We start from the raw sequence: 18,750 nt of genomic DNA, 5'->3' as shown, positions 1-18,750 counted from the left end.
TACAATGCAGTAGCAAGGGTGTCCAGATCGGCGTCCACGCGGGCCTCCAAGTTCGGCGTTTGGGTTTGATACCGCCGATTCTGGGCACCTTTGCCTACAAAAACACCACGCCGCGCCGAGACGACCCCTTGGAATTACTCATCTAGGGGTGCTGTGCCGCTTCAGGCCAGGAATTGCAAGATCAGGTCCGCCGTCTCGGCTGCCCGCTCGAGGTGCGGCATGTGCCCCGTCTTGTCAAAGAGGTGCGTCGACGCGCCGGGCAGCAGACGGCGCGCCTCCTCGAGGTGTTCGGCAGGCAGGATCAGGTCTGAATCGCCCCACAGGATCAGCGTTGGCTTGTTCGCCGTCGCCATGTCCGCCAGCAGTTGGGAGCGCCACTCGGGCCGGATTCCCTTGAAGGTTCCGAGGTCGTGCGCCACCTCGCGGAAGGCGCGCATGACGCCCTTGCCTGAACCGCGGGCAAGACTGGCGTCAATGCGCTCGCGGGAGACAAAGGACCGGTCTACGAAGAGGGCGCGTTCCGTCTGGTAAGCGGTCTTCTCGGATGGGCGCAGCAGGATCCTGCCCACCACAGGCAGCGCGATCAGGCGCAACGCCTGCGTGACAGTTGCGCCGAATCCGGCGCTGTTGATCAGCACGAGCCGGCGCACCCTGGCTGGTTTGAGCACCGAGAGCCGCATCGCAACGGCGCCGCCGAGGGAGTTGCCGACCACGTCGATGGAGTCCAGCGGTGCTGTGTCTTCCGTGAGGACCTCAAGAAATCCCTGCACCCATGCTGCCAAGGCGTCCAGGGTGTGTCGTTCCCGCAGCGGCTGTGAATCGCCGAACCCCGGGAGGTCGACGCTGATCACCCGATGAGCGGTACTGAGCAGCCGGTGCTGTTCGTTCCAGTCGGCAAGGCTGCGGCCGATGCCGTGCAGCAGCAGTACCGGGCTGCCCGAACCAGTGTCACGATAGCTCACCGCAGCCCCGGCTACGGTGATGGTGCGCGGCGGGGGGAGCAAGAAGGATGCGGTCACGGCGCCACGACCCGCGGCGGCCTCGCGGATCGGGCCGCCGGGGACTTACCGCTGAAGTGCAAACCGTCGCCGCGCAGGAAGCCGAGCCGGAACATTCGCACGTCCTTGGGATAGTTCTGGTGCAGCCGCCAAGGGGCGCGGGCCCCCTGTTTCGGCATCTGGCTGATGCCCCGGCGGATATAGCCGGAGCTCAGCTCGATCAGCGGCTTGAGCTCACCCATGTCGGCGGGGGCCACCGGCATCACGGTCGTCTGGCGACTGCGCTTGAGTTGGCGCAGGATCCTGGCCACGAAGTGAACGACGAGGTCTATCTTGAGCGTCCAGGAGGCGTTGGTGTAGCCGATGGCGAAGGCTAGATTGGGGACGCCGTCCAGCATCATGCCCTTGTAGGTGACCCGCTTCGATGGGTCGATCGGTGCCCCGTCCAGGCTGAGCCGCATGCCGCCGAAAAGCATCAGGTTGAGCCCGGTGGCGGTGATGATGACATCGGCTGCGAGTTCCCCGCCGCCCGCCAGCCGTATGCCGCCTGGTGTGAACGTGTCGATGATGTCTGTGGCGATGTCGGCGCGGCCGGCCCGGATGGCTTTGAAGAGGTCCCCGTTCGGCACGATGCAGAGCCTTTCGTCCCACGGGTTGTACTTTGGCTGAAAATGCTTGTCCACGTCGTAGCCCGGGGGCAGCCGCCTTTCGGCCTGGTGCCGGAGAATGCCCTTCATCCGCGCGGGGGCCCGCCGGCTGATCTGGTAGCTGAGCATGGACCGGTAGATGCCCTTCCATCTCGACACGACGGCGGCCGCCCGTCTGGGCACGCGCCGGGCGATGAGCTTGTCGAAGCCGTCGTCGTTGGCGGGAAGAACCGCGATATAGGTGGGGGAGCGCTGCAGCATGGTCACGTGCTCGGCAGTTTCCGCCAGCGATGGTACGAGCGTGACGGCCGTGGCCCCGCTGCCGACGACGACGATGCGCTTACCCGTCGCGTCAAAGTCGCTCGGCCAGCGCTGTGGGTGGATGATCTGGCCCTCGAAGTCATCTTGGCCCGGGAAGTCGGGGCTGTACCCCCGGTCGTAGCTGTAGTAGCCGGCGCAGATGAAAAGGAACGAGCAGGTCAGGAAAATGTTCTCTTCCTCGCCCCGGTCGACCTCGACTGTCCAGCGGGCGTCGTGCGAGGACCAGTCGGCGCTGACCACTCGGTGACGGTAGCGAATCCTGCGGTCAATGCCGTATTCGGCCGCGGTCCCGCGCACATACTCCAGGATCGAGGCCCCCGGAGCAATCGACGTCGATGTCGACCAGGGCCGGAACGAGTAGCCGAGCGTGAACATATCGCTGTCCGAGCGGACGCCGGGGTAGCGGAAGAGATCCCAGGTGCCGCCGCTTACCTCCCGGGCCTCAAGGATCGCGATCGATTTCGACGGAAATCCCGTGGTCAGTCGGCAGGCGGCGCCGATGCCGGAGAGGCCAGCGCCCACGATCAGGACGTCGAGGTGTTCGGCTGGCATGATTCTCCTTGGCCCTTCCGGGAATGCTCATCGGTGCGTTCAGGCCAGTCTATGAACACTGCGTTGATTCCGTCAACGCGCTGTTGACCCAGTGTTATGCTGGCGCTGTGGAAGCAACCAAGGGCCCGGGCGCACCAAATCGCGGCCGCCGGTCAGCCCGTATATCCGGGGATGAACGGCAGCGGGCGATCCTCGTCGCTATGGAGCGTCTACTCGACGAAAAGGACTTCGCTGAGGTCACCGTGGATGAACTTGCCCGGGGAGCAGGCCTTTCGCGGCCCACGTTCTACTTCTACTTCGCGTCCAAGCAGGCGGTGCTGTTGGCACTGCTCGACGACGTTGCGCACACCGCCGAGCGGCGCTCGGCCGATGTCTTCGACGATCTGGACACCTCGCCGTCGGCTGCCTGGCGACGGGCGATCCAGGCCTTCGCCGAAACGTTCGCAGCACACCGGGGAGTCTCGATCGCCGCTGCCGCGGCACGCTCCACGGAGCCCGAACTCGCCGCTGAATGGGCAACCCTGACCGAGCGATGGACCGATGCGACAGCGCGGGCCATCCAAGCCGAGCGTGACAGCGGCGCTGCACCCGCGGGACCGCCGCCGCAGCGCCTGGCCGCTGTGCTGAACCTGTTGAACGAGCGCGTCATTCTGGCAGCGTTGACGGATTCAGCGACGCCACCGTCCCGGGCGGACCCAGAAGTGACGGAACCGGCTCGACGGGAATCAGGTCTTCCCGACACGGTTGAGACGACCGTCGACATGCTCTTGCATATCTGGCTTTCGAGCATCTACGGCAATGCCGCCGCGGTCCCATGATAGCTGCCGCCGCAACAATCCGACCGGCCCATCGGGCTGGATCCATTCGCCCCGTGCCATCCGACGTCGCTCGCATCGAACCCCGACCATGAATCCCCCGACCCTCCTGACCGCAAGACCTAAGGAAGAGACATGCTCGCAGGCAGATTGAATGTCGCCACCACAACTTTTCGCGTCGAGGAGGTGCCAACCCCCGATGCGGGACCGGGCCAGGTCCGCCTCGCGGTCGCCGCTGCCGGTGTCTGCCTTTCCGACGTCCACCTCATCGAAGGCATGCTCAAACCGCCATACCTTCGCGGCGACAGCGTCACGCTCGGGCATGAGGTCGCCGGTGTCATCGACCAGATCGGCGACGGCGTCGCAGGGCTGCGGGTGGGCCAGCGCGTCCTGCTGCAGGCCGGTGAGGAGCGTGGCGGGACGGTCCTCACCCGCGGTGTTGATTACGACGGCGGCTGGGCTGAGTTCGCTGTGGCAGCGGCAGATACCGTCGTGCCTCTTCCGGATGCACTGCCGTTCGAGCAGGCCTGCTTCATTCCGGATGCGGTCTCCACACCCTGGTCGGCCATTGTCAGCACGGCCAAGGCGCAGCCGGGTAAGGCAGCGGGAGTCTGGGGTATTGGCGGCCTCGGTGCCCATGCCGTGCAGCTGCTGCGGCTGATTGGCGCAGCCCCCATCATCGCCGTCGACCCGCTCGAGGCGGCACGCGCCCGCGCGCTCAACTTTGGCGCCGACGTCGCCCTCGACCCGGCTGACCCTGGCTTCGCCGCGGCGATGAGCGCGGCGACCCGTGGGCGCGGACTGAGCACCGCTTTCGACTTCGCGGGAGTGCCCGCCGTGCGGGAACAGGCCGCGCTGTCCCTCGGTGTTGGCGGTAAACTCGTGCTCGTGGGGCTGGCCGATCAGCCGCTGCATGTCAGCAACGGCACGCTCTTCAGCTACCTGCGCCAGCAGCTCCTGGGACACTACGGATCGGCGCCTGTCGATGTGACGGACCTGGTGTCGCTCTACGAGCTGGGCCAGATCGAGTTTTCGCGCTCGGTTAGCAAGGTGATGCCGCTGGCTGAGGCGGCCGAAGCGGTGCGGATGCTCGCCGCGAAGGACGGCAACCCGATCCGCATCGTGCTCAAGCCATAGAGCCGCGAAGGGAAAGCACGGGTTTGGCGAGCCAGCGGCGCCGGCGTGGCGAAGCCGAAGGGCAGCGGGTTGTCAGCGGACCGCGGCCAGCGGCGGACGCAGCAGTCCGGGCGTGAGGGCCTCGGCCGGATCGGTGCCCAGCGAGATAATGCTGTTGTCCGCGGCGACATGCACAACGGTTGGCACATAGTCGCGGGCTTCCGCCGTCGACATCTGCGCGTAGGTGATCAGGATGACGACGTCGCCCTCGCGCACCAGATGCGCCGCCGGGCCGTTGATGCCCAAGACACCGGATCCCCGCTCGCCCGAGATGGTGTACGTCTCCAGCCGGGCACCGTTGGTGACGTCCACGATCGAGACCAATTCGCCGGGCAGAATATCGGCCGCGTCGAGTAGATCCTGATCCACAGTGACCGAGCCGACGTAGTGCAGGTCCGCGTGGGTGACGGTCGCGCGGTGAATTTTGGACTTAAACATCGTTCTGTTCATAACGCGTCAAGTCTACCGCGCGGCAACATCTTCGGTCTGTGGCCCGGGTCTCCTGGGATGAGGAGTACGACGACGGCGCGCCCCGGATTGGCGCGGGAGTGCGGTGGCGGGGCTCACGGCTGGCGGCTGTGCGGAGTCAACCGGCGCCCCATGATTGCTTGGGTCAGGGCGTCCACCACGCCGGTATTGGCCAGCGGATTGCGGATCAGGGTGAAGTCGACATCACCCACCGGTGGCAGGCTGAAACGACGCGTAATGACCTTCAGGTCCTCCGGAACCAGCGAAGTGGGCATCACGGCGACGCCGATGCCGGCGCGGACGGCGGCCAGAACGCCGCTGATCTGCTTGGTGGTGCAGGTGATGCGCCAGGTCCGGCCAGCCTGTTCCAGCGCATCGATGGCCAGCTTGCGGCTCATGCTGGGGGCGGGATAGGCGATCAGCGGCACCGGGGCTCCGGGCTCCAAGATTGTCTGTTCCAGCCCAACCCAGGAGAAATCGTCGTGTTTGACCACGGTGCCCTCCGAGGCTCCGCTGACCCATTTGACGAAAACCAGGTCCAGTGCCCCGGCCTTCAGCCGGCGGTGCAGCTGATCACTCTGGCTGACGGTGAGTTCGAGGATGATCTGTGGATACAGCTGCCGGAACTCACGCAGGATCCTTGGCAGGCCGGTAATGGCCAAATCATCCGCAGTACCAAAACGGAGCCGGCCCCGCATGGCGGCTCCGGAAAAGTAGCGGGTGGCACTTTCGTTTGCGGCCAGGATGGTGCGGGCAAAACCTGCCATCGCATCACCGTTGTCCGTTAGTTGGACCTCGCGGGTGTCCCGAGCCACGAGCTGCCGTCCGGCGGCGGCTTCCAGTTTGCGCACGTGCTGACTGACCGTCGGCTGGCTGAGCCCCAGCCGTTCGCCGGCCCGGGTGAAACTGTGCGTGTCCGCTACTGCCAAAAAACTGCGCAATTGCACGGCGTCAAACATTCCTAAGCTCCTTTGACCCTGGCATCTGCTGCATTTGTTGCAATAGGTTCATATTACATTCTGTAATGCTAGTTATAGACGTCATAACCTTTGGATATGGATGCCCGCTGGCTACGGTTGATTAAGTCCCCCTCAGGAAACAATCACAGGACTAACTCGTGGCACCCCCACCCATGCAGACCGCATCCTCCCTTCTGACCGCACCCATTTCCCTTGTCACCGAACGTCCTCCCTGGCGGCACACTTTCGTTTCGCTTAAGGTGCGGAATTTCCGGCTCTTTGCCAGCGCCCATATGATCTCCATGACCGCGCTGTGGATGCAGCGCATCGCCCAGGACTGGCTGGTGCTGCAGCTCTCGGGCAGCGTGACCGCCGTCGGCATTACCGTAGCGATGCAATTTACCCCCTCGCTGCTGCTCATGCCGTTGGGCGGGATGGTAGCGGACCGCTATTCCAAACGCCGGATCCTGATGATCAGCCAGAGCGCGGCCGGTTTGCTGGCAGCGCTGATGGCCGTACTCGCCCTGACCGGGGCGCTGGCCGTGTGGCAGATCTACGCCATCGCGTTTGTCCTGGGCCTGGTCACCGTCATCGACCAACCGGCGCGCCAGGTGTTCGTGAACGAGTTGGTGGGGCCGGTAAACCTGCGCAATGCGATCAGCCTAAACTCTTCCATCTTTCAGATTGGCGGCATGATTGGGCCCGCGGTCAGTGGCATCCTGATCAGCGCGGTTGGCGGCGGCTGGGCCTTCGCCGTTAACTCGTTCGCATGCTTCTGCACTGTGGGAACACTGTGCAGCCTGCGGTCCAGCGAGCTGGTCCGCTCCGCCCCGGCGCCGCGATCCAAAGGACAGCTGCGCGAGGGGCTGAACTATGCCTTGCGGAAGGCCACCATATTCTGGCCGGCCTTCATGACCGTGTTCGTTGCGGTGTTCGGAATGAGCCTGCCGGTGCTGATGGCTGCCTATGCCAATGACGTTTTTCATACCGGCGCAAGCGGCTACGGTCTGCTGAATACCTTGGTGGCCGTCGGAGCACTGATTGGCGCCCTTGGTTCCACCCGGCGCCCGGTGCTGCGGCTGCGCACGGTCATCGGCGCAGCCGGGGCATACGGAGCATTACTGGCTCTGAGCTCAGCGGCACCGAGCATGATCCTGTTCTCCGCCGTGATGGTGATGGCAGGGTTCGCCTCGCTGACCTTTTTGACCTGCGCGAACCAGCTTGTGCAAACCTCGACCAATGTTGCGATCCGCGGCCGGGTGATGAGTCTGTACATTATGGTGCAGATCGGCGGGCAAGCCATTGGCGGCCCACTTATCGGCGCTCTGGCCGAGCACCTAAGTCCGCACTGGGCCATTCTGATAGCGGGCCTTGTGCCCGCATTGGCGGCAGCCATAATCGCGATATTGCTGGCACGGCGGGGCCAGCTCACCCTGAAGGTGGATTTGAAGAGCCGACGGCGGCCGGTGCTGATAGTGCGCAGCCGGCAGGATGCATGTATTCAGCTGGAATCCGCTGGCTAAGGTAGCGCCGGGCCGCCGTCCGCCAGAGCCAGATGTGGGTACTGCGGCGAGCGGCCCTGGAAAGCAAGAATGCTCGGATTGATGATTTCTCCGGCCCGGATCTCAATGGCACGGCGGATGGTTGACTCCTGGTCCCAGGCCTGCGGGCCGTCCATTACGGTGCGCAGGAAGGGCAACAGGCCCTCGCTGATTTCCCAGGTGGCCGAGTTCCAGAGGTAGGACGGGCTGTGGTCCACGGCGTAGTAGGAGATGTGGTCCCCGACCTCGAACATCGGTGCGGTGAACGTCGTCGGGCGTGCCCAGCTGAAGCCCATACCTTCATCACAGGAGACGTCGACGATCAGGCTGCCCGGGCGGAAGGCGTCCAAGTCAGCCTCGCGCAGGTACATCAGCGGAGCGTTCGGATCCTGCAGGGTGCAGTTGACCACGATGTCGCTGCCAGCCAGGAAGGTGGCCAAGGGAACGCGGCCCTCGGAGGTGATGACGCTGCTGAGCAGCGGCGAGGCGTCGTCGCGGTCGAACTGCACGATTTGCGCCGAGTGAATGGGTGAGCCAACGGCCGCGACATCCCGGCTGGTCAGTACCTGGACGTCGTGGATGCCGTGGGCGTTCAGCGCGGTGACTGCCCCCCGTGCGGTGGCTCCGAAGCCAATTACCACGGCGCTCAACCGGCGGCCGTAATCGCCGGTGGAACCGATCAACTGGAGGGCGTGCAGCACCGAGCTGTATCCTGCCAGTTCATTGTTCTTGTGGAAGACATGCAGACCGAAGCCGCCGTCGCTGGTCCAGTGATTCATCGCTTCGAACGCGATCAGGGTCAGCCGCTTGTCCACCGCGAGCTGGGTGATGGCCCGGTCCTGGACGCAGTGCGGCCAGCCCCAGAGAATCTGGCCGTCGCGCAGCTCGGCGAGGTCCTCGGGCTGCGGCTTGGGCAGCAGCACAATGTCGGACTCGGCCGTGAGCTCCGTCCGGGAACAGATTCGGCCCACGAGCGGCTCCAGCTGACTGTCGGAAAGCCCAAACCGTTCCCCGTATCCACTCTCCAGCAGAATCGACGCCCGCAGATCGTCGTCTATTCGCTCAAAATGGAGTGGGTGGATAGGCAGCCGGCGTTCGTTTTTCTTGCGCGTGGTCGCCGGGATGCCCAGGGTCAGCAAAGCCATGGGCGCTCAGTTCTTCTTGGTTTTGGCGGCTTTTTCCACGGAGGCGGCGGTTGCCTCGGTGGACCTTTTATCCGCGCGCTTTTCCTTGATGGACTTTTCCGACTTTTTGGATGCTGCGTGTCGGGGGGATTTGTCGCCCATTTGCACTCCCTGGAAATTCGGAACCGCGGTGGCTCCGTGGATCTGACCCTACACCTCCCGCCGGCCACGTCCCGCCGGTGCCTCCCGCCGGCCACGTCCCGCCGGTGCCTCCCCCGCCGGCCCGTCCCGCCGGTGCCTGCCGCCAGCACCATCTCTGTGTATGCCAGGTGTCGACGCAGTGGCACTTGCTCGGAGCGGCCTCTACGCAGACGCCATGGGCTGAGGCGGCAGGCAGGCCCCGATCAGCACTTCGGCGGCACGCCGCGCCTGCCCCGCCGCTTCACCGCTGCCGGAGATGGCAGCGGTGGTCAACGCACCCTCGGCCAGAATGGCCAGCTGCGCAGCCAATTCCGCCGGGAACCCGGCCTCCGCCGCAATGTGGGCGACATAGGCCTGGAAGGAGGCCTTGTGCTCACGCGCGATGGCCGCCACCTCGGGACTGGCCGGGCCTACCTCCGCGAAGCTGTTGATGAAACAGCAGCCACGGAAGGAGTCGTCGGTAAACCAGTCGGCGAGGTAATCGTAGATGGCCAGCAGTTTGTCCCGGGGAGTGTCCGCGAGCACGACCCGGGCGTCAAGGCTTTCGTTCCAGATCACCTGGCTTCGCCGCAGGACGGCAAGGACAATCGCGTCCTTGGAGGGGAACAGCCGGTACAGCGTCCGAAGAGACACCCCGGCGCTTTCCCGCAGCAGATCCATCCCCACGGCCTGAATGCCCTTCGTATAAAAAAGCCCAACGGCAGTATTGATAACGCGCTCACGGGTCTCCAACTCCTGCATATCTCTATTTTACGTCCGCCGTTCCACCCCTTCTTCCATGGCTGCGGACGTCCGTTCTCTCCCCGACTCAACTGAGTAACAGCTGATGCACTCAAAACGCGAAATGAGTGCATCTGCTGCTACTTACTTGGGGGCGGGGGAGGTAGGAGAGGAGGGGCGGGAGCTGTGGGAGGTGCGACGGCGTCAGCGACTTGAGCACCTGTCGTGCTTGCGTTGAGAACGATCGTTCCATAGGGTGAAGGAAGCAGTGGAACGACCGTTCTACATCGATCGGGAATTCCATGCAGGTCTCCGCGGTTCGTCCGCCCTTCTGCTTTGAAAGTCCCTAGATGACAGTCGTGCCGCCCGAAAGCCACTCCATCCTCGCCGTCGACATGGATCAGGACGTGTTGGGTCCTCTGTTGCTGCGGATTGCCGACGGCGACGTCGATGCCTTTGAACGTCTCTTCCGCAGGACCGGCGCACGTATTTTTGCCCTGGTCCTGCGTGTCCTGGCCGACCACGACCTGAGCCAGGACACCACGCAGGAGGTCTCTCTGCAGGTCTGGCTCACGGCGGAACGATTCGATCCGTCTCTGGGCAGCGCCCTCGGCTGGCTCACGACCTTAGCTCGCCGCCGGGCCATTGATCGGGTCCGGCGCGAGCAGGCCTATAGGGACCGCCAGCAGCGCTACGGCGCCGGTTCACATGTCACTGCGCATGACCATGTGGCGGAGGCTATGACCGCCACTCTGGAGTCCGAGGCCGTAACCCGGTCGCTGCTCGCGCTGTCACCGCTGCAGGCCGAGGCCATTCAATTGGCCTTTTTCGGGGGATTAACCTATCTGGAGGTGGCGGCCACCTTGGGTGTTCCACTGCCAACCGTGAAAAGCCGGATCCGTGACGGTCTGAAGAGCCTGCGGCGTTCCCTTGAGCAGGACGGGCTCTTCCTGCGGCCGGCTTGAGTTTTGGTGAGACCATAGCCGCGGGCCACGGCTGGTGGCTGACAGCAGCGGCCACGCTGAGCGGTCACTGCGTTGTGCTGCAGCCCGTGCAGTTCACGGGATCGCTGCCGCGAGTGCTTGACTTGCCGGCGTCATCGTCAATTTAAGCCCCGGATGGGAATCGGGCTCCAGGTCGCAGGACATGTCCGTCGTGCACATCAGCACGGCTGTGCGGAGCATCCGTCCCCAGGCTGGAGCGGCGACAGTCGCCAAGGCCGCCAGGGCGCGCAGCATCGGCAGCGGCAGGTGGAGCATGCGTCCGCTGCCGCATTGGGCAATGAGCAGCTCGGCAAGTTCGTTGAGGCTCAGATTCTCGGGTCCCTTAAGTTCCAGCTCGGCGCTGATCAGCCCGGGGTCGCGCAGGGCCAAACGGGCCGCGGCAGCCAGGTCGGCGGCGGAGACGAAATTGATCGGCCGGTCCCCGCGGCCGAAGATAACAGCTGCTCCGCGTTGATTCAACGAGTCCCGCAGCACCGACGCAAACGTCTCCAGGATGGTGGTGGGGCGGAGGATTGTCCATGCCAGCGGGGAATTCTTTAGGTGCTGCTCGGCCGCGAACTTGCAGCGGGCCAGCGGCAGCGGGGAATCCGGCGCGGCTCCGCGGATGGAAAAGAGAACGAAGCGCTTGACCCCGGCCGCGGCGGCAGCGTCCATCAGGGCGATGTTGCCGCTGCGGTCCACGGCGTCCGGTGAGCTGCCCGACGTCGGACCGAAGCCACTCATGGCCGAGACGATTGCGCCGCAGCCGGAGACCGCGTCCCGCAGCTCACCGTCCCTGCCTGCATCGCCCAGCACCGTCTCCACCCCGAGTGCGCGTAGTTTGGCCGCGCTGTCTTGGCTGCGGGTCAGCACGCGCACCTTCAGGCCATCCGAGAGCAGCATGGGAACCAGAATGCGGCCCACTGTGCCGGTGCCGCCCGCAATCAGGATCATGACCTGGGTGCCCCCTCGAGCTGACGCCGCACGGCTTCAGAAACTGTGCCGCTGCGGTGGTCCACGGGCTCCAGGAAGAAACGGGCCGCCGTGATGCAGTCCTCACGGACCGTGAATACGATAATCCCGGCCAGTTCGTGCTGGCTGCCATCCTGGCGAACGCCTTCCATCTGCCATTCGGACCAGATGCGGTCCCCGTCGACGGCGGTCGCCAGCAGCCGGGCCGCAAGGTCGGGGACGGCGGCGAAGATCTGCACCCAGTTGCTGTGAACCTGCTCCCGGCCGGTGAAACCGCGTGCCGGGTGGAGCGGGGTTTCGTTCACATAATCCGCAGCGAAGCATCCCGCTAATGCAGCTGGATCGTGTCTATTTGTCGACTCCAGCAGGCGCTGAACGACCTTCAGTGCATCGGTCGACGACGGGGCGATTCGTTCCATTATGGCCTCCCGGCCTTATTGGATACAGTACGCTGTATCTAATAAGGAGTGTAGGCCTGATGCCAGAGACAGTCAACGGTCAGCGGACCTACGACGGGCGTGCCCGGCGCGCTCGGGCCGAAAGGACACGGGAGCAGATTTTGCACGCGGCCCGTGAGCTGTTCCTGGCGCAGGGCTATGGCCCAACAACTGTCGCGGCCATTGCCGCCCGCGCGGGTGCGTCGGCCGAAACCATATATAAGACGTTTGGCGGAAAAGCTGGCCTGGTGCGGGCTATTCACGGCCGCAGCCTGCTGGGCGAGGGTGCGGTCGGCGCCGAGCAGCGCTCGGACGCGGCGCAGGCCGAAGCGGTGGAGGGGCGGGCGGTGCTGGAGCGGTTCGGCGTGTTCGTGGCGGAGGTAGCGCCGCTGGTGATGCCCGTGATGCTGCTCATCCGCGATGCCGCCGCGGGCGGCGATACAGATATGGCTGCTTTGCTGGCTGATGTGGAGGCCTCCCGCTATCAGCGCATGCTGCATAATGCCCGCACTTTGATCGACCACGATTTGCTCTCCCCGCACCGCAGTTCCGCTCAGGCTGCCGATGTGATGTGGGCGTACACCGCCCCTGGCCTCTACGAAGATCTCGTTATTAAGCGCAGCTGGGCGGCCGCCGATTACGGTCGGTTCATCGGCAACGCCCTCGTTGCCGCATTACTGGAATGACCGCCATGGCCGCAGGAACTGCGGCAGCGGTGGAGACCTGAACCGCGCCGCCGTCGGGCGTGCGGACCGTACCAGACTCCGCCGTCGTCGGCCTGCGGACTTTGAGCGGAGCGGGCGACGGGAATCGAACCCGCGTATCGAGCTTGGGAAGCTAGCGCTCTACCATTGAGCTACGCCCGCAGAGGGACCGGCCAGTAATCTGGTCAATAACCCCTGCTAAAACAACGAGATTTACCTTACCGCACTCCGGCGCCTTCTCAGAACAGTGGCGCTGCCGTTTGACGTGGCAGGGACCGCCCACTACCGGCCGTACTGTCCCGGCCCCTCGCCTTCAGCTCCGGCCCCGGCTCCATCCGCGGCATGCCCCCGCAGCCGCCACCGGCGGTAGAGAATGCCGAGGGCGAATACCCCCAGGGCAGCCAGCAAGGACGTCCACGGCAAGGTGATCACCAGGACCGCGCAGCCGGTGACCCCAAGGAGTTGAATGATTTTGGGATAGCGGCGGTGGGCTTTGGGTTGGGTAAACGCGGAGAGGTTGGCGATCAGGTAGTAGAACAGCACGCCGGCCGAGGAGAACCCGATGACCGCGCGCAGGTCCACTGCGAGCACAAGCAGGCAAATAACGACGGCGAGGATGGTCTCGGCGCGGTGCGGGACTTTGTACTTGGGATGTACGGCTGCTAACCAGGCCGGGAGATCGTTGTGGCGGGCCATCGCAAGGCTGGTCCGGCCAATCCCTGCGATCAGGGCCAGCAGCGCACCCAGCGAGGCCGCCGCGCCGCCGATCCGCACTGCGGGTGCCGCCCAGCTCCAACTGCCAGCGTCGAGGGCGGCGGCCAGGGGGACGGGCGTGCTGGCCACGCCGGCTGGCCCTAGTATGCTCAGGATCGTGACCGCGATTGCGGCGTAGACGGCGACGGCGATGGCCAGGGCGAGCAGGATGGCCCGCGGTATTGTCCGTTGCGGATTCCGGACTTCCTCGCCCATCGTGGCGATCCTGGCGTACCCGGCGAAGGCGAAGAACAATAAACCCGCGGATTGCAGGATTGAGTACCAGCTGCTGTGGAACAGGTCCCGCAGCAGCGGATGCACGGTGTCCGGGGGTGCTCCGGCCCATCCAGCAGCGACGCTCACGCTCAGTGCCAGCAGCACGACGACGACGAGGATTCGGGTCAGCCGGGCCGTCCGCGTTACGCCGTGGTAGTTAACGGCAGCCAGTCCGATTACCGCTGCAATGGCGACCGGCCGTTGCCATCCCTGCGGTGCGGCATAGACGGCAAAGGTTAGTGCCATGGCCGCGCAGCTGGCAGTTTTGCCGATCACGAAACCCCAGCCGGCCAAAAATCCGGCCCAGTGCCCCAGTTGTTCCCGGCCATAGATGTACGTGCCGCCGGAGGTGGGATACACCGCCGCCAATTGCGCTGACGAGGTCGCATTGCAGTACGCCACCACGGCCGCCAAGGCCAGGCCGATAAGCAATCCGGACCCAGCGGACTGGGCGGCAGGCGTAAACGCGGCGAAAACACCCGCGCCAATCATCGATCCCAGCCCGATAAACACGGCATCCGCTGTTCCCAGCCGCCGCGCCAGCGGTTGCTCCGGCGCCGATGACCCGTTCATTGCCCCTCCCGTTTCCGTTCCGCTGCTGGCGATAGGTTCGCTTTTGTCGCGCTCAGAGCACCTCGGCCGGCTTTTGCCGCTGCAGCCGGAGGGCGACGGGCTCAACATAGCGGGCGGCGACCGGACCGAATACGGCCATGATCAGTACGTAGGTGGTGGCCAGGGCCGCCAATTCCCCGGGAACAGCCCCGGAGGCCAGCGCCAGCCCGGCGATGACTATGGAAAATTCACCGCGGGCAATCAGGGCTGCGCCGGTCCGGGCCCGGCCAAGCTTTCCGATGCCCTGCCGCCGTGCCGCCCACCACCCGGTGCCGATTTTGGTGACGGAGGTAATCAGCGCCAGCAGCAGGGCATACCCCAGGACCGGGGGGATGGACGTGGGGTCGGTATTGAGGCCGAAGACCACAAAGAACATGGCGGCAAACAGGTCCCGCAGCGGTTCGAGGACCCGGGTGGCGTTATGGGCAGTGGCACCGGAAATGGCGATGCCGAGCAGGAACGCCCCGACCGCCGCGGAGACTTGCATGGCGGAGGCAAGACCGGCGATCAAAAGGGCCGCTCCCAGCAGCTTGAGCAGGAATGTCTCCCGGTCGGGGCTGTCGATTACGGCGGAGACCAGGTGCCCGAATCGCAGTGCCAGCACCAGGACTACGGTGATGACGGCCAGCGCAATGCCGACGGCGGTCAGCCCGCCCACCAGCGAGACTCCGGAGAGGACCGCGGTAAGGACTGGCAGATAAGCGGCCATGGCCAGGTCCTCGATGACCAGGATGGAAAGGATGACGGGTGTTTCCCGGTTGCCGAGCCGGCCCAGGTCGCCCAGCACCTTGGCAATGATTCCGGAGGAGGAAATGTACGTAACTCCCGCCATCACCAGCGCACCCACCGGTCCCCAGCCCAGCAGCAGCGCCACCGCGGCGCCGGGGAGCATGTTGAGGACAAGATCGACGACGCCGGCCAGCCAAGATTGTTTCAGGCCCGTCACCAGCTCCTTGGCGGTGTATTCCAGGCCGAGCATGAGCAGCAGCAAAATCACACCGATTTCGCTGGCGATATGACCGAAGTCGTTGATGCCAGCCAGATCGATCAGCCCACCATGGCCGAAGGCCAGCCCGCCGAGCAGATACAGTGGGACCGGGGACATGCCGATAAGGCCTGCCAGGCGGCCAAGGACGCCCAGGGCGAAGAAAACGATACCGAGTTGAATGAGTGAAAGTGTTGTTGGGTTCATTGGCCGCCGGTATTCCGTTACTGGGACTGCAGGATGTCTGCGGCTGCAGCAAGCCCGGCATCGGTTCCGACCACGACGGCCAAATCCCCTGCACGCAACTCCTGGTCCGGACGTGGTGAGGCAATTACTGAGCCTTCGCGCAGGAGGGCAACAATTGAGGCTCCGCTGACGGTGCGCATCTGTGTTTCCCCCAGCGTCCGCCCCGCGAAACGTGAACTCTTTTGGATGAAGAACTGCTGAGTGCTCACCCCTGGAAGGTCCTTATGCTCGTCGGCGAGCTGCGCGATCAGCTGAGTGGCACCCAGCAGGCCACCCAAGGCCGCCGATTCCTCTGCGCTGAGCGGAATCGAGGCGGCACAAGCGTCCGGATCATCCATCCGGGACAGGATCAGTTCGGCGCGTCCGTCCCGGTGCGTGACCACACCGACGCGTCGGCCAGTGGCCAACATCAACTCCCTGCGCACTCCGATCCCCGGCAGCGGGGTCTCCACAATGTCCATGCATCCAGTTTAGTCGTCGCCGCGGCGTAGGCTTGGATTCGGCAATGGTGCGGGGCGGAAGGCTGACGGTGGCGGTAAAGAAGAACACCCGGAAGATCGAATCCGGAATTGAAACGGATTTTCGGCACAAGATGAGCTACGGCTCATACTTGGCCCTCGATGACCTGCTCTCCGCACAGCATCCGGTGAGCCGACCGGTGCATCATGACGAAATGCTGTTCATCATCCAGCATCAGACCTCTGAACTGTGGCTGAAACTGGTCCTGCATGAGATGCGTGCGGTGCGGACGGCCCTGATTGGCGATGACCTTCGGGTGGCGATGAAGGGAATTGCGCGGGTGAAGCACATCCAGCGCTCGCTGACGGAACAGTGGTCCGTGCTGGCCACGCTGACACCGTCGGAATATGCCCAGTTCCGCGGTGATCTCGGATCCTCGTCCGGATTCCAGTCCTATCAGTACCGAGCAGTGGAATTCCTGCTGGGCAACAAGAACGCCGGCATGCTCAAGGTCTTCGCGTCCGATCCGGCTGCGCACGCATTGCTGTCGGAGATCCTGCAGCAGAGCAGCCTCTATGACGAGTTCCTGCGCCTGCTGACGCGGCGGGGATTTGCGGTACCTGCCGAGCTGCTGGACCGCGACTTCAGCCAGGCCCATGTCTTTTCAGAGGAGTTGGTGCAGCTGTTCCGGATCATCTACGAAAACCACAGTGAGCACTGGGACCTTTATGAGGCCTGCGAGGAACTGGTGGATCTGGAGGATAACTTCCAGCTGTGGCGGTTCCGACACATGAAAACCGTCCTGCGCACCATTGGCATGAAGTCCGGAACCGGCGGCTCGTCCGGTGTAGGTTTTCTGCAGCGCGCGCTGGAGCTGACGTTTTTCCCGGAGCTTTTCGCCGTCCGCACCGAAATCGAAGCCCCCGGTGATCGGGCCTGATGGGATGCGCTACTTTTAGAGGGTGCTGATCTCCGACCGCGACATACGTGCCGAAATCGACGCCAAGCGCATTCTCTTGGAGCCCTACGACCCTGCGATGGTGCAGCCCTCCAGCGTGGACGTGCGCATTGACAGGTATTTCAGACTGTTCGACAACCACAAGTACGCCCATATCGACCCCGCCGAGGACCAGCCGGAGCTGACCCGCCAGGTGGAGGTGGTATCGGACGAGCCGTTCATCCTGCATCCCGGAGAGTTTGTTCTCGGGTCCACCTACGAAATGGTCACATTGCCCGACGACGTCGCAGCCCGGCTTGAGGGCAAATCCTCGCTTGGCCGTCTGGGCCTGTTGACTCACTCCACTGCTGGCTTCATCGATCCGGGGTTTTCCGGCCATGTCACGCTGGAGCTGTCAAATGTGGCCACGCTGCCCATCAAACTGTGGCCGGGAATGAAAATCGGCCAGTTGTGCTTCTTTCGGCTCACTTCGCCGGCGGAGCATCCCTACGGCTCGGGGGAGTACGGCAGCCGCTACCAGGGCCAGCGCGGGCCCACGGCGTCGCGCTCCCACCAGAATTTCCACCGCACCCGCATCTGAGGACTTGGGGCGCGGTCCGGTTCGGTGCCCGGCTCCTGACCCGCCGTTCGGTGCCCGGCTGCTGCCGCACCGGCTGGCCACGCCCTGCGGAGTCAGCGCGCGGCGCGGTGCTCGGGTGCTTTGACCGGCAGCAGCATGAGCAGTCCGGCCAGCAGCACCACCAGAATGCCGATGATGCCCCAGCGCTGTGCGCCGAACAACGCAATGAAAGCCCCGAAGAGCACGGGTGCCAGGAAGGACGCAGCCCGGCCAGTGGTGGCATAAAGCCCAAAGAGCTCGCCCTCTTGACCAGCCGGGGCCAGCCTCCCCACGAACGTGCGGGCCGAGGACTGCGCCGGTCCCACGAACAGGCACAGCAGCAGTCCGAAGATCCAGAACACCGTCTTTCCGTGCGAAAAGAGCAGCACAGTGCCGGAGGCCAGCAGCCCGACCAGCGAGAGCACAATGACTTTTTTAGGACCGAGCCGGTCATCGAGGAACCCGGCCGAGATGGCCCCGGCCGCCGCCACGACGTTGCCGGCAATGGCGAAGATCAGCACATCGCCCTTGGCGAATCCGAAGCTCCCCACCGCGATCACTGCGCCGAAGGTGAAAATTGCGGCAAGCCCGTCCCGGAAGACCGCGCTGCTGAGGAGAAAATAAAGGGTGTGCGGCTGGGTCTTCGCCAGCCGCCGGATGGTGCGGAACAGTTCGGCGTAGGAGTGCACGAAACCCGCCCGCGGTTGTCGGTCGGCCCCAGGATTGTCCGGCACAGCGAACAGCACGGGAAGGGAAAAGATAATGATCCAGGCGGCCGAAAACAAGGCCACGACCCGATAGGTCAGCCCATCCTGGGACGTAACGCCGAAAAGTCCCACCTTGGGCGCAATGAGGCCGTAGTAGACGATCAGCAGCGCCACAATGCCGCCGAGGTAGCCAGCAGACCAGCCGAAGCCACTGATCCGGCCAATGGATTTCGGCGTCGAAATCTGCAGCAGCATGGCGTTGTAGTTGACCGACGCCAGTTCAGCAAAGACGTGACCGGCCGCGATCGCCATGCAGCCGAAAAGCAGGAACGACTCGTGTGGCTGAACGAAGAAACAGCTGGCAGTCAACGCTGCAACCATCAGCGTGTTCCAGGGCTCCTGACATGGTGAGTTAATACGGGTGGGCTCAGGTACGGTTTTTGACCGCGTAGCGCAGGATGAGCTCGGTGTCGGGGTATCGGGTTTGGGTGCTGGTGAGTTGTTCGCAGAGTTCGGCGATCGCCGTTGTGGCGCGGGT

The 18,750-nt window shown here is 64.4% G+C and carries 19 protein-coding genes, 1 tRNA gene and 1 pseudogene; 7 read left to right on the top strand and 14 right to left on the bottom strand.

All coding sequences use genetic code 11. The features are described from left to right. Positions 1–161 precede the first annotated feature (161 nt). Entirely contained in the window at positions 162–1,019 is an 858-nt protein-coding gene (locus tag IV498_RS16280) for an alpha/beta fold hydrolase (protein ID WP_269048139.1), read from the bottom strand. Continuing rightward, a complete protein-coding gene (locus tag IV498_RS16275; RefSeq protein ID WP_269048138.1) occupies positions 1,016–2,518 on the bottom strand; it encodes a flavin-containing monooxygenase in 1,503 nt (500 codons plus the stop codon). Before IV498_RS16275 ends, IV498_RS16280 begins: the two co-directional genes overlap by 4 nt. A 107-nt stretch (positions 2,519–2,625) precedes the next feature. Between IV498_RS16275 and IV498_RS16270 the strand changes: the two genes are divergently transcribed. Together IV498_RS16270 and IV498_RS16265 are read left to right on the top strand one after the other, a co-directional pair. Then, complete coding sequence (locus IV498_RS16270) at positions 2,626–3,336, top strand: TetR/AcrR family transcriptional regulator (RefSeq protein ID WP_269048137.1); 711 nt, start codon at positions 2,626–2,628, stop codon at positions 3,334–3,336. Positions 3,337–3,468: 132 nt separating this feature from the next. Next, a complete protein-coding gene (locus IV498_RS16265) occupies positions 3,469–4,470 on the top strand; it encodes a zinc-binding dehydrogenase (protein WP_269048136.1) in 1,002 nt (333 codons plus the stop codon). Between the two features lie 72 nt (positions 4,471–4,542). Here the strand turns inward: IV498_RS16265 and panD are convergent, their stop codons facing one another. Together panD and IV498_RS16255 are read right to left on the bottom strand one after the other, a co-directional pair. Then, the gene (gene panD / locus IV498_RS16260; RefSeq protein ID WP_269048135.1) at positions 4,543–4,959 is read right to left on the bottom strand and encodes an aspartate 1-decarboxylase; all 417 of its coding nucleotides are present in this window, start codon (positions 4,957–4,959) and stop codon (positions 4,543–4,545) included. A gap of 113 nt (positions 4,960–5,072) precedes the next feature. Further along, complete coding sequence (locus tag IV498_RS16255; protein ID WP_269048134.1) at positions 5,073–5,936, bottom strand: LysR substrate-binding domain-containing protein; 864 nt, start codon at positions 5,934–5,936, stop codon at positions 5,073–5,075. Positions 5,937–6,109: 173 nt separating this feature from the next. Between IV498_RS16255 and IV498_RS16250 the strand changes: the two genes are divergently transcribed. Beyond that, a complete protein-coding gene (locus tag IV498_RS16250) occupies positions 6,110–7,459 on the top strand; it encodes an MFS transporter (RefSeq protein WP_269048141.1) in 1,350 nt (449 codons plus the stop codon). Here the strand turns inward: IV498_RS16250 and IV498_RS16245 are convergent. The 3 genes from IV498_RS16245 to IV498_RS16235 all read right to left on the bottom strand — a co-directional run bounded on the left by IV498_RS16245 (position 7,456) and on the right by IV498_RS16235 (position 9,543). Next, on the bottom strand, positions 7,456–8,622 hold the full coding sequence (locus tag IV498_RS16245; protein WP_269048133.1) for a N(5)-(carboxyethyl)ornithine synthase: 1,167 nt from the start codon (positions 8,620–8,622) through the stop codon (positions 7,456–7,458). The genes IV498_RS16250 and IV498_RS16245 overlap by 4 nt on opposite strands. 6 nt (positions 8,623–8,628) lie before the next feature. After that, on the bottom strand, positions 8,629–8,763 hold the full coding sequence (locus IV498_RS16240; RefSeq protein WP_269048132.1) for a hypothetical protein: 135 nt from the start codon (positions 8,761–8,763) through the stop codon (positions 8,629–8,631). Positions 8,764–8,964: 201 nt separating this feature from the next. Then, positions 8,965–9,543, bottom strand: a complete 579-nt coding sequence (locus IV498_RS16235) for a TetR/AcrR family transcriptional regulator (RefSeq protein ID WP_269048131.1) — start codon at positions 9,541–9,543, stop codon at positions 8,965–8,967. Positions 9,544–9,872: 329 nt separating this feature from the next. Here IV498_RS16235 and IV498_RS16230 point away from each other — a divergent pair, with 329 nt between their 5' ends. Beyond that, positions 9,873–10,487, top strand: a complete 615-nt coding sequence (locus tag IV498_RS16230; protein WP_269048130.1) for a sigma-70 family RNA polymerase sigma factor — start codon at positions 9,873–9,875, stop codon at positions 10,485–10,487. A gap of 93 nt (positions 10,488–10,580) precedes the next feature. Here IV498_RS16230 and IV498_RS16225 read toward each other — a convergent pair whose 3' ends face one another. Then, positions 10,581–11,459, bottom strand: coding sequence for an SDR family oxidoreductase (locus IV498_RS16225; RefSeq protein ID WP_269048129.1), 879 nt, complete (start codon positions 11,457–11,459; stop codon positions 10,581–10,583). After that, entirely contained in the window at positions 11,456–11,896 is a 441-nt protein-coding gene (locus IV498_RS16220) for a nuclear transport factor 2 family protein (RefSeq protein ID WP_269048128.1), read from the bottom strand. The genes IV498_RS16225 and IV498_RS16220 overlap by 4 nt, the downstream gene beginning before the upstream one ends. Positions 11,897–11,955: 59 nt before the next feature. On the opposite strand from IV498_RS16220, the gene IV498_RS16215 reads away from it, so the two are divergent. Beyond that, on the top strand, positions 11,956–12,600 hold the full coding sequence (locus IV498_RS16215) for a TetR family transcriptional regulator (RefSeq protein ID WP_269048127.1): 645 nt from the start codon (positions 11,956–11,958) through the stop codon (positions 12,598–12,600). 109 nt (positions 12,601–12,709) lie between these two features. Here the strand turns inward: IV498_RS16215 and IV498_RS16210 are convergent. The 4 genes from IV498_RS16210 to IV498_RS16195 form a co-directional block, all read right to left on the bottom strand. Further along, a tRNA-Gly gene (locus IV498_RS16210) sits at positions 12,710–12,780 on the bottom strand. Positions 12,781–12,900: 120 nt separating this feature from the next. Beyond that, complete coding sequence (locus IV498_RS16205; protein ID WP_269048126.1) at positions 12,901–14,220, bottom strand: APC family permease; 1,320 nt, start codon at positions 14,218–14,220, stop codon at positions 12,901–12,903. Positions 14,221–14,272: 52 nt separating this feature from the next. After that, positions 14,273–15,451 carry a cation:proton antiporter gene (locus tag IV498_RS16200; protein ID WP_269048125.1) on the bottom strand — a complete coding sequence of 393 codons (1,179 nt, stop codon included), beginning with the start codon at positions 15,449–15,451 and terminating at the stop codon, positions 14,273–14,275. Between the two features lie 17 nt (positions 15,452–15,468). Beyond that, positions 15,469–15,951: a cation:proton antiporter regulatory subunit gene (locus IV498_RS16195; RefSeq protein WP_269048124.1), complete on the bottom strand. Its 483-nt coding sequence runs from the start codon at positions 15,949–15,951 to the stop codon at positions 15,469–15,471. A 44-nt stretch (positions 15,952–15,995) separates the two neighbouring features. Between IV498_RS16195 and kynA the strand changes: the two genes are divergently transcribed. Both kynA and dcd read left to right on the top strand, forming a co-directional pair. After that, entirely contained in the window at positions 15,996–16,889 is an 894-nt protein-coding gene (gene kynA / locus IV498_RS16190; protein ID WP_442951368.1) for a tryptophan 2,3-dioxygenase, read from the top strand. A 22-nt stretch (positions 16,890–16,911) separates the two neighbouring features. Continuing rightward, the gene (gene dcd, locus IV498_RS16185) at positions 16,912–17,487 is read left to right on the top strand and encodes a dCTP deaminase (protein WP_269048123.1); all 576 of its coding nucleotides are present in this window, start codon (positions 16,912–16,914) and stop codon (positions 17,485–17,487) included. Between the two features lie 92 nt (positions 17,488–17,579). Here the strand turns inward: dcd and IV498_RS16180 are convergent. Then, positions 17,580–18,602: pseudogene (locus IV498_RS16180) on the bottom strand (MFS transporter); the annotation flags it as partial. Between the last annotated feature and the right edge of the window lie 148 nt (positions 18,603–18,750).

Source organism: Paenarthrobacter sp. Z7-10, assembly GCF_026932795.1.
In the GTDB taxonomy this organism is placed as follows: Bacteria; Actinomycetota; Actinomycetes; order Actinomycetales; family Micrococcaceae; genus Arthrobacter_M.
The sequence above is the reverse complement of the archived record's forward strand: the minus strand, read 5'-3'. Positions and strand labels throughout refer to the sequence as shown.

Bases quoted from the DNA above. Each gene is read 5' to 3' on its own strand.
- kynA (WP_442951368.1), top strand. From the start codon at position 15,996: ATGGTGCGGGGCGGAAGGCTGACGGTGGCGGTAAAGAAGAACACCCGG.
- IV498_RS16250 (WP_269048141.1), top strand. From the start codon at position 6,110: ATGCAGACCGCATCCTCCCTTCTGACCGCACCCATTTCCCTTGTCACC.
- IV498_RS16215 (WP_269048127.1), top strand. From the start codon at position 11,956: ATGCCAGAGACAGTCAACGGTCAGCGGACCTACGACGGGCGTGCCCGG.
- IV498_RS16225 (WP_269048129.1), bottom strand. From the start codon at position 11,459: ATGATCCTGATTGCGGGCGGCACCGGCACAGTGGGCCGCATTCTGGTT.
- IV498_RS16195 (WP_269048124.1), bottom strand. From the start codon at position 15,951: ATGGACATTGTGGAGACCCCGCTGCCGGGGATCGGAGTGCGCAGGGAG.
- IV498_RS16235 (WP_269048131.1), bottom strand. From the start codon at position 9,543: ATGCAGGAGTTGGAGACCCGTGAGCGCGTTATCAATACTGCCGTTGGG.
- IV498_RS16240 (WP_269048132.1), bottom strand. From the start codon at position 8,763: ATGGGCGACAAATCCCCCCGACACGCAGCATCCAAAAAGTCGGAAAAG.
- IV498_RS16265 (WP_269048136.1), top strand. From the start codon at position 3,469: ATGCTCGCAGGCAGATTGAATGTCGCCACCACAACTTTTCGCGTCGAG.
- panD (WP_269048135.1), bottom strand. From the start codon at position 4,959: ATGAACAGAACGATGTTTAAGTCCAAAATTCACCGCGCGACCGTCACC.
- IV498_RS16220 (WP_269048128.1), bottom strand. From the start codon at position 11,896: ATGGAACGAATCGCCCCGTCGTCGACCGATGCACTGAAGGTCGTTCAG.
- IV498_RS16230 (WP_269048130.1), top strand. From the start codon at position 9,873: ATGACAGTCGTGCCGCCCGAAAGCCACTCCATCCTCGCCGTCGACATG.
- IV498_RS16245 (WP_269048133.1), bottom strand. From the start codon at position 8,622: ATGGCTTTGCTGACCCTGGGCATCCCGGCGACCACGCGCAAGAAAAAC.
- IV498_RS16255 (WP_269048134.1), bottom strand. From the start codon at position 5,936: ATGTTTGACGCCGTGCAATTGCGCAGTTTTTTGGCAGTAGCGGACACG.
- IV498_RS16275 (WP_269048138.1), bottom strand. From the start codon at position 2,518: ATGCCAGCCGAACACCTCGACGTCCTGATCGTGGGCGCTGGCCTCTCC.
- IV498_RS16205 (WP_269048126.1), bottom strand. From the start codon at position 14,220: ATGAACGGGTCATCGGCGCCGGAGCAACCGCTGGCGCGGCGGCTGGGA.
- IV498_RS16200 (WP_269048125.1), bottom strand. From the start codon at position 15,451: ATGAACCCAACAACACTTTCACTCATTCAACTCGGTATCGTTTTCTTC.